The sequence below is a fragment of the Novosphingobium sp. genome (assembly GCF_049240505.1).
Taxonomy (GTDB): Bacteria; Pseudomonadota; Alphaproteobacteria; order Sphingomonadales; family Sphingomonadaceae; genus Novosphingobium.
In genome coordinates, this window is record NZ_JBMLSM010000005.1 from 1 (window position 1) to 17,086 (window position 17,086).

Here is a 17,086-nt window from a genome sequence, read left to right on the forward strand (position 1 = left end):
CTCCACGCGATCGGCAAGCACACCTTCCTGCTCGATGGCGACAACGTGCGCCACGGCCTGAACAAGGATCTCGGTTTTACCGAGGCCGACCGCATCGAGAACATCCGCCGCGTGGGCGAAGTGGCCAAGCTGATGACCGACGCGGGCCTGATCGTCCTCACCGCTTTCATCAGCCCCTTCCGCGCCGAGCGCGAGATGGTGCGCAGTCTGATGGCCGATGGCGAGTTCGTTGAAGTGTTCATCGACACCCCGCTGGAAGTGGCAGAAAGCCGCGACGTGAAGGGCCTCTACAAGAAGGCGCGTTCGGGCGAACTGAAGAACTTCACCGGCATTGACAGCCCCTATGAAGCGCCGGAAAGCGCGGAAATCCGCGTGGATACCACGGCGGAATCGCCCGAAGATGCGGCTGAACGCATCGTCGCGCTGCTGGTGGGTTGAGGAACAGGGCATGAGCGATAACACCACCATGACCGACGCCGAACTTGCCGCGCATCTTGCCGAAGTGGCGGGCAAGCTGCTGCTGACCGTGCGCGAAAGCGGGATGCTGAGCCTCAAGAAGCTGGGTAAGGCGGGCGATGCCACCGCCAACCAGTTCCTTGTTCATGCCCTGCGCGAACAGCGGCCAGAAGACGGGCTGCTTTCGGAAGAGGAAAAGGACAACCTCGATCGTCTGGCCATTTCGCGCACCTGGATTGTCGATCCGGTGGACGGCACGCGCGAATATGGTGAAGCGCGCGCGGATTGGGCCGTGCATGTTGGCCTTGCGGTTGACGGTGTGGCAACTGTTGGCGCGGTGGCCCTGCCGGGTGCGGACATCATCCTGCGCACCGATCAGCCGCGCGAGGTTCCGCCTGCCCCCGCAACGCTGCGCATGGTCGTCAGCCGCACGCGCCCGGCGCACGAAGCCGTGACGGTGGCCGAATCCATCGGCGCCGAACTTGTGCCGATGGGCAGCGCTGGCGCAAAGGCGATGGCGGTGATTCTCGGCGATGCCGATATCTACCTGCATTCCGGCGGCCAGTTCGAATGGGATTCGTGCGCGCCGGTCGCCGTGGCGCTGGCGCATGGCCTGCACTGTTCGCGCATCGATGGCAGCCCGCTAGTTTACAATCAGGCCGATACCTACATGCCTGATCTGCTGATCTGCCGGAAGGAACACGCCGATATGGTGCTGGCAGAGATCGCCAAGGTCACGCCCAAGGCATAGGTAATTGGATCGCGTGTCCCCTCGCCTCGTCATTGCGAGGAGGCGCAGCCGACGAAGCAATCCAGAGTCGGCCCAAAACGCTCTGGATTGCTTCACCTCGCTACGCGAGGTTCGCAATGACGAACGTAGAATATCAGCGTCAGCGGCTGTGGGCACGAACCAATATGGTTTCCCCGGGGAAACATCCAACAGCTTGACGCCTTCGCTCCCATATGGGAGCGGGGCGTATGGCCTTTACGTCCGCAGACCAGCGCGAACTGTACCTGCCCCTGATCGAGGGCATTCATGAAACGCCGCCGTTTGGCCTGTTCATGCGCAATCTCGTTGCACGAACCGGCGCGCGCCATGCTTTTCTGATCCTCACTCTGGCCAACGCTGCGCCCGATCAGGCCCCCGTCGTCATCCCGGTCAGCGCGCCGCGTGCCGCACATGAACCGCCGCTCGATTTCCGCAGACTGGATGGTTTGCGCCTGCATCCGCATCATGCGTTGCGCCCCGAACGGGTCTATGCGCTGGAAGAGATGCTGGATTACGATAATCCCGCGCAGCTCGGCCTTCAGCGCGAAGCGCTGGAAGACATGGGCATTCGCTATGCCCGTTGGCTGCGGGTTAGCGCGGGCGGTGCAGCCGATGGCTGGCTGGTGCTGGTCCGCCTGCGCGAGGATTTCTCGGCCCCTGCCGTCTCGCTTCTCTCTGCCATCGCGCCCCACCTCGCCTCCGCCCTGCGCACACTGGTGGCGCTGATCGGCCAGCGTTTGCAGACAAGTCTTGCGCAAACGACGCTGGAGCGGATGGGTGTCGGTCAGATCGCGCTGGATGCCGATGGTCGCGTGATGGCGGCAGACCCATTCGCCGAAAGCCTGCTGGCCTTTCTGCCAGAACCCGGCTCGCGTGCCGGGCGGCGGCTACAACTGCTGCCGGATGCAGCACGGCAACTCGAAAGTATATGTGCTGCGCTGGCCAGAGGAGATGGTTCGGCGGTTTACGTTCTGCAGATCGATCCGCGCCGCCAGTTGGACCTGCTGTTGCGCCGCGCTGACCTTCCGCTGGATGACCCTGCGGCGCGTCCGGCAGTGGTCGGCGCGCTACGGATTGATCGGCGCGAGGATGCCGAGGCGGGCGCATCGGTCCTGCGTGCGCTCTATGGTCTTTCCGCGCAGGAAGCCGCGCTGGCGCAGGCGCTTTCGCGGGGGGAGCCGCTGGTGGCGGCGGGCCTGGCCCTTGGCCTGACAGCCGAAACCGCGCGCAACTATTCCAAGCGCATCTACAGCAAGACCGGAACCAGCGGTCAGGCCGATCTGGTGCGGCTCGTGCTCAGTGGCCCCTGCCCTCTGGCGTAGAGTCAGGCCGTAGCCGTGGCCGCCATGATCTGGCGCCCGTCTTCCGCAAAAGCGCCGAGTTCGATGGCCTCGCCGCTGCCGCGCATTGCCAGATGCAGGGGTTCGCCGCAGATTGCCGGGGAAACACCCTTGAACGTGAAGCGCTTCAAGGCATTGTCCCCCAGCGTGCGCCGGGCGATGTCCAGCAGCAAAGTCGCCGTCAGCGGTCCGTGGACCACCAGCCCGCGATAGCCCTCGACACCTTGCGCATAAGGCAGATCGTAGTGGATGCGATGGCTGTTGAATGTGAGCGCGGAGAAGCGGAACAGCAGGGTTTCGGTCGGGGCCACCGCACGATGCAAGGCCCACGGCGCGGGGTTGAAAGCGCCCTCACCCGGCACAGGCGGCACCGGTGGCGTGCCGGAAGGTGCGGCATCTCGATAGACCACCGTCTGCACTTCGCGCACTGACAGCACGCTGTCGCAGATCGTTTCGTGCGCGATATCGACGAAGACCAGCGTGCCGCTGCTGCCGGACTTCTCGGTAATGGCGGCAATGTTGGAAACGCGCTCAATTCGCCCATCGATGCGCAAGGGCGTGATAAATTCAACCTTGCTGGATGCCCACATCCGGCGCGGCAGGGGCACCGGGGGAAGAAAGCCGTTGTCGCTGTCCTCGCGCAAGGGATGGCCATCGGCGCCCAGCCCTGCTGTGGGCGCATCGGGCAGACAAAGACACCAGTGCAGACCTTGCGGAACGGTGCAATCTTCGGGGGCATCACGATCAAGCGTGGCAAGCCAGCGCGTGACCAGCCCCGCGTCCACCCGGTCCGAGCGCTGTTCGCTTCGCCCGATCCAGCGATCCCACTGGCCCATCAGTTGCGCCCTTCCAGCAGTCCGCGTGCGATCACTTGCGCCTGAATTTCCGCCGCGCCTTCGAAGATGTTGAGTATGCGCGCGTCGCACAACACGCGGCTGATTTCGTATTCCAGCGCATAGCCGTTGCCGCCGTGGATCTGCAATGCGGCATCGGCGTTGGCCCATGCCGCGCGCGCGGCGAGCAGCTTGGCCATACCCGCCTCGATATCGCAGCGCTTGCCGCTGTCCTTGGCGCGGGCGGCGGCATAGGTCAGTTCGCGGGCCATGATCGTGTCGACGAGGCTCATCGCCAGCTTGTCGGCCACGCGCGGGAAATGGACAATGGCCTTGCCGAACTGCTTGCGGCCCAAAGCATAGTCCAGCCCCAGTTCCAGCGCGCGCCGTGCCACGCCCACCGCGCGCGCGGCGGTCTGGATGCGGGCGCCTTCAAACGTGCGCATCAGTTGCTTGAAGCCCTGCCCCTCTTCGCCGCCCAGCAGGGCATCGGCGGGCGCGCGCATTCCATCGAATTGCAGTGCATATTCGCGCATCCCGCGATAGCCCAGCACTTCGATTTCGCTGCCGGTCATGCCGTCTGCGGGGAATGGCTCTGCGTCCGTCCCGCGCGGTTTGGGCACCAGCAGCATGGAAAGACCGACGTAGCCCTTCGTATCGGGCAGCGTGCGGGCCAGCAGGGTCATCATATCCGATCGCGCAGCATGGGTGATCCATGTCTTTGCGCCGTCGATGGTCCAGCCTTCGCTTTCCCGCCGCGCGCGGGTTTGCAGCGATCCGAGGTCTGACCCGGTATCGGGTTCGGTGAACACGGCGGTCGGCAGCACTTCGCCGCTGGCGATGCGCGGAAGCCAATGCGCCTGCTGCTCTGCCGTGCCGCCGAGCACGATCAGTTCGCCCGCGATCTCGGACCGGGTGCCAAGCGATCCTGCGCCGATCCACCCGCGCGAGAGTTCTTCGGTCACCACGCACATTACCAGCTTGCCAAGACCCAGCCCGCCGAACGCTTCGGGAATGCACACGCCGAACGTGCCGAGGTCCGCCATCGCCTGCACCGTGGCATCGGGGATCAGCGCATTGGCGAGGTGCCATTTGTGTGCGTGCGGCAGGATTTCCGCGTCGGTAAAACGGCGGAACTGGTCGCGGATCGTATCGAGATCGGTATCGCCAAGGCTTTGGGAAGGCCCCTGCCCCGCCGCCAACGCTGCGGCCACAGTGGCGCGGGTGGCGGCGTGGTCTGCATCAACCAGCCCGGAGCACATCTCCGCCAGCGCACGCGCCGCCGCGCCAAGGCCGAGGTCGGCGGGGCGGAACACCTCGTTCTGCCCCATCGACAATCCACCGACGAGCTGCGCCAGCGTCTCGGCAAAGGCAAGCCGGGCCACGTCCACATCAAGTTCCGAACCTGATTGCGTCGCCCATCCGGCCACAGCCTCCAGCGCGGCAACGCTTGTCGCCACCCAGGCAAAGCCGTGGGCGGCGCGCTGATGGGCGTCGATGCGATCATCGCCAAGCCGCTGCGCCAGTGCAGCCTTGACCGTGTCCCGCAACGTGCGTGCCGCCTCAAGTTCTTGCGCGAACATCCTCACCTTTTTCTGCATTGCCGAACATAAGCACTGCTATTATCGCCACGACATGCGAGTCAACGTGGCCTTCTTGTCATCTGATGTCGGACGCCTGTTCCGCAAGCGGTTTGGCGTGGCCGCGCGCCAGTTTGGCGTCACTGGCCCGCAATGGCGGATGATGGCAGCGATCCAGCGCGAACCGGGCACCAATCAGGGCGCGCTGGCAAACTGGCTGGAAGTTGAGCCGATCACTGCCGGGCGCATGATCGACCGGCTCGAAAAGCTGGAACTGGTCGAACGGTGTGACGATCCGACAGACCGGCGGCGCTGGCGGCTTTACCTTACGGCCAAGGGCGATGATCTGATGCAACGCATGTCAAGCTGCGCACAGACCACGCTGGCCGATGCCGTGTCCGGCTTTTCGGATGCGGAACACGCACAATTGCTCGCCCTGCTCGATCGGGTCCGTACCAATCTTTCGGACGAGCTTTCACTGGAACCAGATAATGGCTGAAGCAGACCCCTTTCCCCCATCGGACGTTCAAGGTGGCGCAGGCAGCGCGGCACCGCAAAAGAAGCGCCGCCTTCGGTCGGTGCTGATGCTGGCGGGACCGATCCTCGCCGTGGGGGCCGGGCTGTGGTACTGGTTCGGCCAGCCCGGCGTGGTGGAAACCGACAACGCCTATATCAAGCAGGATATCGTTGGCGTGGCGGGCGAGGTTTCGGGCCTGATCACCAAGGTCAACGTGCGTGAGAACCAGCACGTTAAAGCAGGCGATGTGCTGTTCACCATTGATCCTTCGACGTTCAACGCCGCGATCCAGCAGGCAGACGCGCAGATCGCCACGGCGCAGGCGCGGGTCACGGCGCTTTCCGCCGATGTCACGGCCAAGGCCGCCGATCTTGCCGCAGCGCGCGATGATCTGGCGCTGGCGCAGGCCAACCATGACCGTGAAAAGGCCTTGATGGACAAGGGCTTCAACACCCGTGCCCGCATGGACGCCGCCCGCCACGCAGTTGCCGTGGCGCGTGACCGGATCGTGGCGATTGAAGCGGGCGTTGCACAGGCGCGGGCGGAGTTGGCCAACGGGGCACAGGTGCCCGGCGTCAATCCCGCCATCGCCGCCGCGCAGGCAGGCCGGGCCAAGGCATCGCTCGATGTGGAGCGCACCGTGGTGCGTGCGCCTGCCGCTGGCGTTGTCACCCAGATCACGCGGTTGCAGGTGGGGCAGATGGTGTTTCCCGGGGTTCCGCTGGTTTCGCTGGTGCGCGATGGCAGCGCGCGCGTGGAAGCCAATTTCAAGGAAACCGATCTTAATCACATGCGCCCCGGCCAGTCGGCGGACATCCGCATCGACGCCTATCCGGGTCTGAAGCTGAAAGGCCGGGTTGAATCCATCGGCGCTGGCACAGGGTCGGAGTTTTCCGTCCTCCCCGCGCAGAATGCCACCGGCAACTGGGTGAAAGTGATCCAGCGCGTGCCGGTGCGCATTTCCATCGACAGCAAGTCGGAAAGGCCGCTGATTGCTGGGTTGAGTTCCGAAGTCACCGTCTATGTCGGCAAGTAACGCGGGCGCTTCGGCGGACACTCCGCCGATCGTCTCGCGCAATCGTCCGCTGATGCTGGTCGGTACGATGGCCGCGATGGTCATGTACACGCTTGATACGACCATCGCCAACGTGGCGCTGCCGCACATGACGGCGTCGCTGGGCGCAACGCAGGACACGATCACCTGGGTGCTGACCAGCTATGTGCTGGCCTCTGCCGTGGCGCTGCCGCTGGCCGGATGGCTGGTGGACAGGCTGGGCATTCGCTTCATGATGCTGGCATCGGTCCTGCTGTTCACCGTGGCGTCGATGCTCTGCGGGGTGGCGCAAAGCCTTGAACAGATGGTGCTGTTCCGCATCCTGCAAGGGCTGGCCGGCGCGTTCCTTTCACCCCTGGCGCAAACGGTGACGCTGGATTCCAGCACGGCGGCAGAACGTCCGCGCATGATGGGCATCTATACGCAAGGCGTGATGCTGGGGCCGATCACCGGCCCGATCATTGGCGGCTATCTGACCGACAATTTCGATTGGCGCTGGGTATTCTACGTGAATCTTCCGGTCGGAATACTGTGCTTCCTGCTGCTGCTGCTCTACCTGCCGAAAACGCCCACGCGCGAACGCCGCGTCGATTTTCGGGGATGGTTGCTGGTCGCTATTGCCGTTTCATCGGTCCAGCTCATCCTCGATCGCGGGCTTACGCTCGATTGGTTCGCCTCGGCAGAGATCGTGACATATGCGGTTCTGGCCTTCGGGGCTGGTTGGCTGGCCATATTCCACCTGTCCGGCACGGCGCAGCCGCTGTTTCCCACCGCGCTGTTCCGGGATCGCAATTTCACGGTGGGCCTCGCGTTCATGTTCCTGATCGGCCTGGTGATGATGTCGGTCATGGCACTTCTGCCGGGCCTGCTGCAGCAGATCTATGGTTACACGCCGTTTCAGGCAGGAATGCTGCTGGCACCGCGCGGGATCGGCATGTTGGCATCGATCACCCTGTTCGGACGCTTCATGGCCAAGGTCGATGCGCGGCTTTTGCTGGCAGTTGGCTTGCTGATGATGGGCGGATCGATGTGGATGATGACCGGGTGGTCAATAGAAATGCCGCGCGGGCCGATCATCGCGGCGGGGCTGCTGCAGGGACTTGGCCTCAGCTTCACCTTCATGCCGATGAACCTGATTTCGTTCGCCACGCTTTCACCCCAGTATCGCACGGATGCTTCGAGTCTGGGCAACCTGATGCGCAACATCGGATCCTCGATCGGCATTTCTGCTGCATCGGTGGAACTGGCGCGCAACGTGCAGATCAACCACGCGGAACTGGGCGCGCATGTCACGCAGTCCGCCGTGCCGTTCAATCTCGATCAGCTGGGCGCCTATGGCACTGCGGGCGAAGCCGCGTTGCGCATTGCGGATGGCATGGTGAACCAGCAGGCGGCCATGATCGCCTATATCAACGATTTCTACGCGATGGCGCTGGCCTGTCTTGTTGCCGTCCCGTTGTTGTTCTTCGTTCGCATCGCAAAGACGCAGCGCTGATCAGAAACGATTGCGTTCGCGAAATGCGAAAGTAAAACTCGCGCACGTTTGGTGCGAGGGTGAAGATGACGGCGAATCTGGTGCTTGGTGAAAAGTTTACCGTCGAATCCACCCCAACGACGACGCGCGGCTCGCCCAGCGTAACGCAGTTGGCTGATGGCAATATTGTGATGGTGTTCCCCAGCGTCACCACGGCGGACGACGATCTCAATTCGGTCACCGCGCAGATTTTTACCGCAGGCGGGATCAAGATCGGTGCGGAAATCCAGCTGAACACCACCGAGGCGGGTGTTGAAGATCGCCCGCTTATCAGTGCGCTGCCCGGCGGCGGCTTCATCGCAGCATGGACCAGCAGCGATCTTTCTGGCGAAAGCACGGACGTTTTCGTGCGCGGGCAGGCGTTCGATGCTGCCGGAAACAAGGTGGGCGCAGAGCTTTCCTATCTCACCACCACGATCTTTACCGAATTCAGCCGCGATATCGCATTTCTGGCTGACGGCAAGCTGGTCGTATCATGGCTCGATACCGCTGCGAAAAAGATGCGCGCGCAGGTTTTCGATACCGATGGTGCGGCGGTCGGCTCTACTTTCGTCATTGCCTCGGCCCTTCCGTTAAGCGCGCAGGCCGAAATCGTGACCCGCGCCGATGGCAGCTTCGGCGTAATCACGAACCATGCCGATGGTCTGACCTATCTGCGCAATTGCAGCGCCGCCGGTGTGGCCCTTGGCGGGCACATCAGCCTTGGTGGTAACTATTCGGGCTGGGATTTCGAAGCGCTGCCCGGTGGTGGTATGGTGGCCGTGGGCGTGGTGGCGCTGAACGGGCGGCAGGACATCTATCTTCAGCGCTTTGCCAGCAATGGCGCGGCTGTGGGCGGGCAGGTTCTGGTCAACGATCTGGACAATACCTACAACGAACTGCCCGATCTTGCGGTTTCCGCTGATGGTTCGTTCACCGTGGCGTGGCGGCGCCCGTCCTTCTACGTCAACGGGCAAGGCTTCATCGTCAGCGAAGGTTATGGCGTTACCGTCCAGACTTTCGACGCGAGCGGGGCAAAAGTGGGCGGCCAGTCATGGCTGGATCGCACTGGCGCGCAGCCCTATTTCGGCGTCGATATTGAAGCGCTGGCGGGCGGCGGCTTTTTCGCCGGGTGGTACGATCCGCGCTTCAATGCGCAGGACACAGACGTTACCGGCATCAGGGCGCGCATCTTTGGCCCCAACCATGCACCGGAAATCACATCGGGCGATGGCGTAACAGCAACTTATACCGTGTTTGAAAACACCACTGCGGTCACCACTGCCACGGCCAGCGACGGTGATGTGAACGCCAAGCTGGTCTGGTCGATCAGCGGCGGCGCGGATGCCGGGTACTTCACGATCAATGCGCAGACGGGCGCGCTGGCGTTCCGGTTTGCTCCCGATTTCGAGGGCACCGCGTTCCACGCCAACACTTATGCCGTGCAGATCACCGTTTCCGATGGCCATGACACCGATGTGCAAGACGTGACGGTGAACGTGGCTGATGTGCGAGACGCGATGGTGTGGACCGGCACCTCTGGCGCCGACACCATCATCGGTTCGGACTTCGCTGACAGCTTCAGCGGACTTGGCGGAAGCGATCATATCACCGCGCTGGGTGGTGACGACGTGATCGATGGCGGAACCGGTGCCGATACCATGATCGGTGGCACCGGGAATGACCGCTATATCGTGGATAATGCGGGCGATGTGGTGATCGAGGATCAGGATGCCGGGATCGATGAGGTCGTCTCCAGCGTCAGCCACACCCTTTCCGCCAATGTCGAAAGGTTGACACTTTCAGGATCGGCGGCGCTTTCCGCCACGGGCAACGCGCTGAGCAACCTGATGGTCGGCAATCGCGGCGCGAACACGATGTTCGGGCTGGATGGCAACGATGTGATCAACGGCGGCGCGGGCAATGACGTAATTGATGGCGGCCTCGGTGCCGATACCTTGGGCGGAGACACCGGGAACGACACGCTTACCGGCGGTGACGGTGACGATACCCTGCTAGGCCACGCCAACGATGACCGGCTGTTTGGCGGTGCGGGCAACGATATGCTCGATGGCGGCACTGGCATTGATGCAATGGTTGGTGGCGCAGGCAACGATTGGTACTGGATCGATAACACTGCCGACACTGTAACCGAGCAGGCCGACGAAGGGTTTGATATCGTACTGTCAAAGATCAGCACAACCCTTGCTGATAACGTGGAATATCTTCAGTTGCAGGGCACCACCGGCCTTGCGGGCACGGGCAATGCCATTGCTAACACCATTACCGGAAACGATGGTGCAAATGTGCTTTCGGGCCTCGGCGGGAACGATCACCTGCTTGGCTATTATGGCAACGACACGCTGGATGGCGGAATCGGCGACGACATGCTCGATGGCGGGTTTGGCGATGATCTCTTTGTGGTGGATGCCGTTGGCGACGTTTTGATTGAACTGGAAGGCCAGGGCACAGATACCGTCCGCACGTCTGTCAGCCTTGGTGTGCTGGCGGCAAATGTCGAAAATGTCGTGCTGACGGGCATGGCCAACCTTTCAGGGACCGGCAACGACCTTGCCAATGTGCTGACCGGGAATGACGGCGCGAACGCGCTGTTCGGTCTTGAGGGCAAGGATACGTTGATCGGCGGCGCGGGGAATGATCGCCTTTCCGGTGGTGCGCAGGGCGATAGGCTGACCGGCGGAATCGGCGCGGATTCGTTCGTGTTCGATGTGCTTGGCCCCAGCGCGGACCGGGATACCATAACCGATTTTGCCAGCGGAACCGACCGTATCGAATTTGACCGATCGGTGTTCACCGCGTTTGCCGGGGATGCTGCCGGGCAGATTGCGGCAAGCGCATTTCATGTCGGCACGGCTGCGGCCACGGTGGATCACCACCTGATCTACAATCCGGCCACCGGTGCGCTGCTTTATGATGCCGATGGCAAGGGCGGTGCGGCACAGATCCACATCGCCATACTCACCGGACTGCCCGCCGTGAGCGCTGGCGATATCTGGCTGATTTAAGCCCACATATTCAAGCCAAAAAAATGGGGGCCGGCTTGCGCTGGCCCCCTTTGAAAGTTTGGGAGAGGATGCCTGAAAGGCAGGTTCCTTATCCATTGTGACACCGGTTTCCGCAAGTGCGAACCACGCTATCTCAATTGCATTTCATGCAACCATCGATCGCTTCGCCGCCGTCACGGTGTTGCTGAGCAGGCAGGCGATGGTCATCGGGCCTACCCCGCCCGGAACAGGCGTTACCGCTTTGGCGTGGTCAAGTTCGTGCGTGGCGCAATCGCCAACGATCTTCGTGTTGCCATCGTGATCGACCACGCGGGTAATGCCCACGTCGATCACCACGGCCCCCGGCTTCACCCAGTATCCGCGCACCAGATGTGGCGCGCCAGCAGCGGCCACGATCACGTCGGCCTTGCGCGCCACATCGGGCAGGTCGCGCGTTTCGATGTGGGTGACGGTGACGGTCGCCTCACGTTCCAGCAGCAGCATCGAAACCGGCTTGCCCACGATGTTCGATTTGCCGATCACCACCACGTTCAGTCCGCGATAGTCGTCGATGACGCTATCGAGCAGCAACATCACGCCCAATGGCGTGCAAGGCACCAGCCCGCCCGTCCCGGTAGAAAGCCGCCCGACATTCACCGGGTGGAACCCGTCCACATCCTTGCCCGGATTGATCCGGTCCAGCACAAACGCGGCGTCGATATGTTTGGGCAGCGGCAACTGCACCAGAATGCCATGCACGCCCGCATCAGCGTTCAGCGTATCGATCAGCGCCAGCACCTGTTCCTGCGGCGTCTCGGCGGGCAGGCGATGTTCGATAGACTGGATGCCCGCCTTGCGGCACTGCGCGATCTTGCGCCCGACATAGACTTCGCTGGCCGGATCGTTGCCGACCAGAATCACTGCCAACCCCGGCGCAGGCGCGCCTGCGGCCACCATCTCCGCCACATCCGCAGCGGTGCTGACCAGCACTTGCGCGGCCAGCGCCTTGCCATCGATAATCTGGGCCATTGTTTTTACCTCACCCTCTCAACCGGTGATATTGTATGTGTTGCATACAAATTTATCAATCGGTCTTTTCGGCAGCCTTTTCGAGAGACACCGCTTCGGGCACAACATCGGCCAGAACGTGGGCCAGCGCCCGTTCGTTCAGGTCGCGCGCCTTGGCTTCGCTTTCCGCCTCGGTATAGCAGCGCAGTTCGGGCGCGTTGCCCGATGGGCGGAAGTGAATCACGGCGCCATCGGCAAAGCTCATGCGATAGCCATCGGTCTTGTCGATAGCGGTCGGAAAGCCCGCGATTTCACCAAACAGACGCGCGATCCGCGCCAGTTGCTCGTCCTCGGCGCCGGATGAAAGCAGCGCGATCAGCGCCGCGCTGTGCGCCTGCGGAAAGTCCGCCACGCGATCGCTGAACGTGTAGCGCGGCGGCAGTTCCGCCACCACATCGGCAATCGGCTTGTCCTTTGCCGCCTGCACCACCGCCACGATCGGCAGCAGGGCATCGCGTGTCGGCAGCGCCGCCAGCGCGCCCACGGCAGAGCCGAGAAGGAACCCGCCGTTCGCTTCATACCCGCAGACGCAAGCCGCCGGATCGGCCTCAGCCGCCTCCATCATCGCCGCGATCACATAGGGCGATCCGATGCGCGTGCGCACCACTTTGGGCACAGCCCCGCTCACCTCCAGCACGGTGTTGGAACTGACCGGCGTCACCGCCACGTCCGCACCCACGGCCCGTGCGCAGAGCAAACCCACCACGTCTCCGCGCAGCCAGACGCCCTGTGCATCCGCCACCAGCGGACGATCGGAATCACCATCGGTGGAAATGATCGCATCGACCTTGTTTGCGGCTGCCCATTCCGCTGCCAATGCGATGTCCTCACCACGGATCGCTTCCGTGTCGACCGGCACGAACACCGTCTCGCGCCCGAAAGGTACAGCGGTGCCACCCAGCGCCGCCACCGCACGCGCCAGCACATCGCGCCCAACGGCAGTGTGCTGATAGATGCCCACCGTCAGTCCTTCCAGCGCATCGGCCCCGAAATGCTCGACATAGCGGTGGATATAGGCCGGCACCACGTCGGTCACTTCCGGCAGGTCCACCGGCGCGAGCAAGCTGCCGTCATTGCCGAACCGTGCCGGATCGACCGTGACGCGCTGCGATACGATGCCCGCCTCGTCCGATTTCAAAACTTCACCGTGCGGGCGATAGAACTTGATGCCGTTGCGGTCTGCCGGAATGTGGCTGCCGGTGACCATGATCGATGGCATTGCATTTCCCATCGCGTGCAGGGCCAGCGCGGGCGTCGGCACTTTGCCGCAATAGACCACCTCGCCCCCGCAATCGCGAACAGCCGTTGCGCAGGCGGAGATGATCCGGGGCGTGCTTTCGCGCAAGTCTCCGGCAATCGCCACGCTGTCTCCGTCGGAAAATTCTCCGATCTGGCGCAGATACTGCAAAAACGCCGTGGCATAGGCGTGGCACAGCTTGTCAGTCATGGCGTCGGCCAATCCGCGCACGCCGCTGGTGCCGAATGGCACCCCGCTTTGCACCATCAATTCCGCTACGGTCGATCCGCTAATATCGTTCATCGTCAATCACTTCCTATCAATCTCGTCAGACCGCCCCGAACCTTTCCGACCGCGCGTTCAAGAACGCGGCGACTGGCGCAATGGTCCCGCCATCGGATTGATTTTGCCATTTGCCTCCCTCGGAGGATGGGTGTGTGTTTGCAAAGGTCAAAATCGTGAAATCCGCCAGGATCAAATATTTTTAGCCGCCCAAAAAGATTCCGACATTCGACCACGAAGGCACGTCATCTGTATTATAGCATCCCCATCGCACGTATTTGCGACACCGCTTGCCTGCGCCATTCCCTGCATTCCAGCAAAAAAAGTTCACGGACGGTTTCAACAAAGTAACCGAACGCACTCCATTTATGCTGCATCTGCGAAAAAGGGAATTGCGATAACCGATGGCCTCTCCGAATGCCCACGCCGTTTCTGGCGCGACGCATGACAATCCCCCGCGTTTCCGCGATTTCGTGCGATGGGCGCGGCAGGTGCTTGGCCCCGATGCAGGCTTCGTGCGGCTTGCGCTGCTCTATGGCGTGGCGATATCGCTGCTATCGCTGGCCACGCCCATTTCGGTGCAATTGCTGATCAATTCGGTGGCCAATACCGCCCTGCCCGCACCTTTGCTCACTCTGGCGGCCATCCTGCTGGCACTGCTGCTGCTGGCAGGCCTGCTCAGCGCGTTCCGCGTCCATCTGCTCGCCGCGTTCGAGCGGCGCTTTTTCGCGCGTCTTGTCGGTGAAATCACCCTGCGGGCGGTCCATGCGCAGAACCCTTTCTTCGTGGATTCGCGGCGCGGCGATCTGTTCAACCGCTTTTTCGACATGGGGCTGGTGCAGAAATCGCTGACCAGCCTGCTGATTGCCGGTTTCACCATCGTTCTGCAAAGCATCGTCGGCCTGATGGTGACCAGCTTCTATCACCCGTTCTTCCTGGCCTTCAATCTGGTGCTGGTGCTGACGGTGCTGGTGATCTGGCGCATCTGGGCCAATGCCTCCATTGCCAGCGCCGTGGCCAAGAGCCATGCCAAGCACGCTACCGCTCACTGGCTGGGCACGGTCGGCAATTCCAACGGCATCTACAAATCCAGTCGGCATATGACTTATGCCATCGAACGATCGGATGAAGTGACCGCAGGCTATGTCGCCGCGCATCGCCGCCACTTCCGCTCTACCTTCAGCCAGACTATCGCGCTGCTGCTGCTCTATGCCTTTGCCAGCGCAGGACTTCTGGCGATGGGTGGCTGGCTGATTCTGCAGGGCGAATTGTCGATTGGCCAGCTTGTTGCCGCCGAACTGATCCTGTCGAGCGTGTTCTACGGCATCGCACAGCTCGGCACTTATCTTGAAGTGTTCTACGATCTGTCCGCCAGCCTTGAAGAGCTGCACCTGTTCTGGGAAATTCCGCAGGAATCGCCGGTCGATGCCGATGCGCCTTCCCTGCCCGATGGCGCTATCCGCCTGCGCGATGTGCGCCACGCCGGGCATCACTTCGATTTTTTGGTGCCCGCGGGCGCACAAGTGGGCGTGCTGGCCGCGCCGGGGGTGGAACGCGGTCTTGTCACCCTGCTCAAGCGACTGGACCTGCCGCAAAGCGGTTTCGTTTCGGTCGGCGGGGCGGATCTCGGCACGTTCGACATGTACCGCCTGCGCTCCGATGTGATCGTGCTGGACCGCCCCACTATCGTCGAGATGACCGTGCGCGAATACCTCGGCCTCAGCGCGCCGGGCCGCCCGGAAACGATGATCGAAGCGCTCGAACTCGTCGGTCTGGATCGCCGCGTCGGCGCGCTCGAAGGCGGGCTGGATGCGATGCTATCCGGCTCGGGCTGGCCACTCTCGGTGGGTGAGACGATGGCGCTGAAACTCGCAGGTGCGGTGCTGGCCCGGCCGCGCGTGCTGATGCTGTCCCCGCTTTACGACATGATCCCCCCTGCGCGGCTGACGCGCGTTCTGGCGGCATTGCGCGAACATGGCACCACCGTGCTGCAATTTACCGAGCGGCCCGAAGGCTTGCACCGCGATTCGTGGCTGTGGATCGGCACGGACGCGCAGCACCAATCGACGGACCTGTCCGAAATTCTGCCCTTTGCCAAAGGGGAGCGTTGATCATGGCAATCGGAAATACGCCATCGGGCACGCGCGCCGGTCATCACGATCTGGGTGCGTTTCGCACCTTTTCCAGCCTGAAAGTACCCCGCACCACGCGCGTGCTGGGGCGGATGATCGCGATTACCATTCCGCTGCTGCTTGTGCTACTGTTCCTTGTCAAATGGGTGCAAACCGCGCCGGGCCGGGGTGAGGTTATCGCGCTCAATCCCGAAGATCGCGTGCAGCAGGTGACGGCGCTTGTGCCGGGCCGCGTGGAAAAATGGTTCGTGGTCGATGGGCAGCAGGTGAAGAAGGGTGATCCCATTGCCCGCATCATCGACAACGATCCCGATCTGCTCGTGCGCCTTGGCGCTGAACGCGAACAGGTGATTGCGCAGATTGCCGCCGCAGAACAGGCGATGGCCACCGCCCGGCTCGACGTTAACCGCTATTCGCAGCTCTATGCCGAAGGTCTGGCCGCGCGCCGCGATTTCGAAGGCGCGCAGATCAAGGTCGCCGAACTCAACGCCAAGCTGGCTGAAACCCGCGCAAAGCTTAGCAAGGTCGACATCGCGCTGGGCCGCCAGTCGGCGCAGCTGGTGCGCGCACCGCACGATGGCCGCATCCAGTCGCTCAACACTGCCGCCGGGGCTACGTTGGTCAGCGCGGGCGACATGCTGGCAACGCTGGCCCCGGACAATGCGCAGCGCGTGGTCGAGCTGCTGGTCGATGGCCGCGACGTGGCGCTGGTGCGGAAAGGACAGCCGGTGCGCCTGCACCTCGAAGGCTGGCCCGCCATCCAGTTCAGCGGTTGGCCTTCGGTGGCGCAGGGCATGTTCGATGGCCGCGTGCTGACCATCGATCCTTCGGCGCAGACCAGCGGGTTGTTCCGCGTGCTGGTCGAACCCATGCCGGGGAAGCCGGGCTGGCCGGACGAAAACTACATACGTCTCGGCTCGAAAGTTCGGGGTTGGGTCCAGATGGAAACCGTTACCATCGGCTATGAATTGTGGCGTCAGCTCAACGATTTCCCGCTGGAGTTTCCGACACCCGTTGATCCTGGCCCCTACAAGGGCACGGCGGCCAAGGCCCTGTCCGACAAGGCTGGCGCGAAGGCAAAGGGCGGCAAGTCGGGCAGCTATGACAGTGAATATAGCGGGAGCGAGGACGGCAAATGATCCGCTCTTTGACGAAGGCCCTGGCGGCCTTTGAAAATACCCCTCGTCATTGCGAGGAGGCAAAGCCGACGAAGCAATCCAGAGCCATCGTGCAACCCGCTCTGGATTGCTTCCCCTCGCTGCGCAAGGCTCGCAATGACGAAAGGAAAAGGCCGGGGCTT

At 62.7% G+C, this 17,086-nt stretch carries 13 protein-coding genes; 9 read left to right on the top strand and 4 right to left on the bottom strand.

The window, feature by feature from the left end; genetic code table 11:
• The 3 genes from cysC to ACOVQ0_RS00280 form a co-directional block, all read left to right on the top strand.
• The coding region (gene cysC / locus ACOVQ0_RS00270) for an adenylyl-sulfate kinase (RefSeq protein WP_421878524.1) at nucleotides 1-438 on the top strand (438 nt) is incomplete at its 5' end.
• 28 nt (nucleotides 439-466) lie between these two features.
• On the top strand, nucleotides 467-1,207 hold the full coding sequence (locus ACOVQ0_RS00275; protein ID WP_421878867.1) for a 3'(2'),5'-bisphosphate nucleotidase CysQ: 741 nt from the start codon (nucleotides 467-469) through the stop codon (nucleotides 1,205-1,207).
• A 227-nt stretch (nucleotides 1,208-1,434) separates the two neighbouring features.
• Nucleotides 1,435-2,547, top strand: coding sequence for a helix-turn-helix transcriptional regulator (locus tag ACOVQ0_RS00280; RefSeq protein WP_421878527.1), 1,113 nt, complete (start codon nucleotides 1,435-1,437; stop codon nucleotides 2,545-2,547).
• Between the two features lie 2 nt (nucleotides 2,548-2,549).
• On the opposite strand, the gene ACOVQ0_RS00285 is transcribed toward ACOVQ0_RS00280, so the two are convergent.
• The gene (locus ACOVQ0_RS00285) at nucleotides 2,550-3,401 is read right to left on the bottom strand and encodes an FAS1-like dehydratase domain-containing protein (protein ID WP_421878530.1); all 852 of its coding nucleotides are present in this window, start codon (nucleotides 3,399-3,401) and stop codon (nucleotides 2,550-2,552) included.
• Nucleotides 3,401-4,981, bottom strand: a complete 1,581-nt coding sequence (locus tag ACOVQ0_RS00290) for an acyl-CoA dehydrogenase family protein (RefSeq protein WP_421878533.1) — start codon at nucleotides 4,979-4,981, stop codon at nucleotides 3,401-3,403. The genes ACOVQ0_RS00285 and ACOVQ0_RS00290 overlap by 1 nt, the downstream gene beginning before the upstream one ends.
• Before the next feature lie 52 nt (nucleotides 4,982-5,033).
• On the opposite strand from ACOVQ0_RS00290, the gene ACOVQ0_RS00295 reads away from it, so the two are divergent.
• The 4 genes from ACOVQ0_RS00295 to ACOVQ0_RS00310 all read left to right on the top strand — a co-directional run bounded on the left by ACOVQ0_RS00295 (nucleotide 5,034) and on the right by ACOVQ0_RS00310 (nucleotide 11,088).
• Complete coding sequence (locus ACOVQ0_RS00295) at nucleotides 5,034-5,477, top strand: MarR family winged helix-turn-helix transcriptional regulator (RefSeq protein ID WP_421878536.1); 444 nt, start codon at nucleotides 5,034-5,036, stop codon at nucleotides 5,475-5,477.
• Nucleotides 5,470-6,531: an HlyD family secretion protein gene (locus ACOVQ0_RS00300; RefSeq protein ID WP_421878539.1), complete on the top strand. Its 1,062-nt coding sequence runs from the start codon at nucleotides 5,470-5,472 to the stop codon at nucleotides 6,529-6,531. Before ACOVQ0_RS00295 ends, ACOVQ0_RS00300 begins: the two co-directional genes overlap by 8 nt.
• Entirely contained in the window at nucleotides 6,518-8,044 is a 1,527-nt protein-coding gene (locus ACOVQ0_RS00305) for a DHA2 family efflux MFS transporter permease subunit (RefSeq protein ID WP_421878542.1), read from the top strand. Before ACOVQ0_RS00300 ends, ACOVQ0_RS00305 begins: the two co-directional genes overlap by 14 nt.
• Before the next feature lie 65 nt (nucleotides 8,045-8,109).
• Nucleotides 8,110-11,088: a hypothetical protein gene (locus ACOVQ0_RS00310; protein WP_421878870.1), complete on the top strand. Its 2,979-nt coding sequence runs from the start codon at nucleotides 8,110-8,112 to the stop codon at nucleotides 11,086-11,088.
• 144 nt (nucleotides 11,089-11,232) lie between these two features.
• Here the strand turns inward: ACOVQ0_RS00310 and ACOVQ0_RS00315 are convergent, their stop codons facing one another.
• Nucleotides 11,233-12,096: a bifunctional 5,10-methylenetetrahydrofolate dehydrogenase/5,10-methenyltetrahydrofolate cyclohydrolase gene (locus ACOVQ0_RS00315; protein WP_421878545.1), complete on the bottom strand. Its 864-nt coding sequence runs from the start codon at nucleotides 12,094-12,096 to the stop codon at nucleotides 11,233-11,235.
• A 55-nt stretch (nucleotides 12,097-12,151) separates the two neighbouring features.
• Nucleotides 12,152-13,675, bottom strand: a complete 1,524-nt coding sequence (locus ACOVQ0_RS00320) for a phosphomannomutase (protein WP_421878548.1) — start codon at nucleotides 13,673-13,675, stop codon at nucleotides 12,152-12,154.
• Nucleotides 13,676-14,058: 383 nt separating this feature from the next.
• Between ACOVQ0_RS00320 and ACOVQ0_RS00325 the strand changes: the two genes are divergently transcribed.
• Together ACOVQ0_RS00325 and ACOVQ0_RS00330 are read left to right on the top strand one after the other, a co-directional pair.
• The gene (locus ACOVQ0_RS00325; RefSeq protein ID WP_421878551.1) at nucleotides 14,059-15,765 is read left to right on the top strand and encodes an ABC transporter transmembrane domain-containing protein; all 1,707 of its coding nucleotides are present in this window, start codon (nucleotides 14,059-14,061) and stop codon (nucleotides 15,763-15,765) included.
• Between the two features lie 2 nt (nucleotides 15,766-15,767).
• Complete coding sequence (locus ACOVQ0_RS00330) at nucleotides 15,768-16,925, top strand: efflux RND transporter periplasmic adaptor subunit (protein WP_421878555.1); 1,158 nt, start codon at nucleotides 15,768-15,770, stop codon at nucleotides 16,923-16,925.
• Nucleotides 16,926-17,086: the final 161 nt, after the last annotated feature.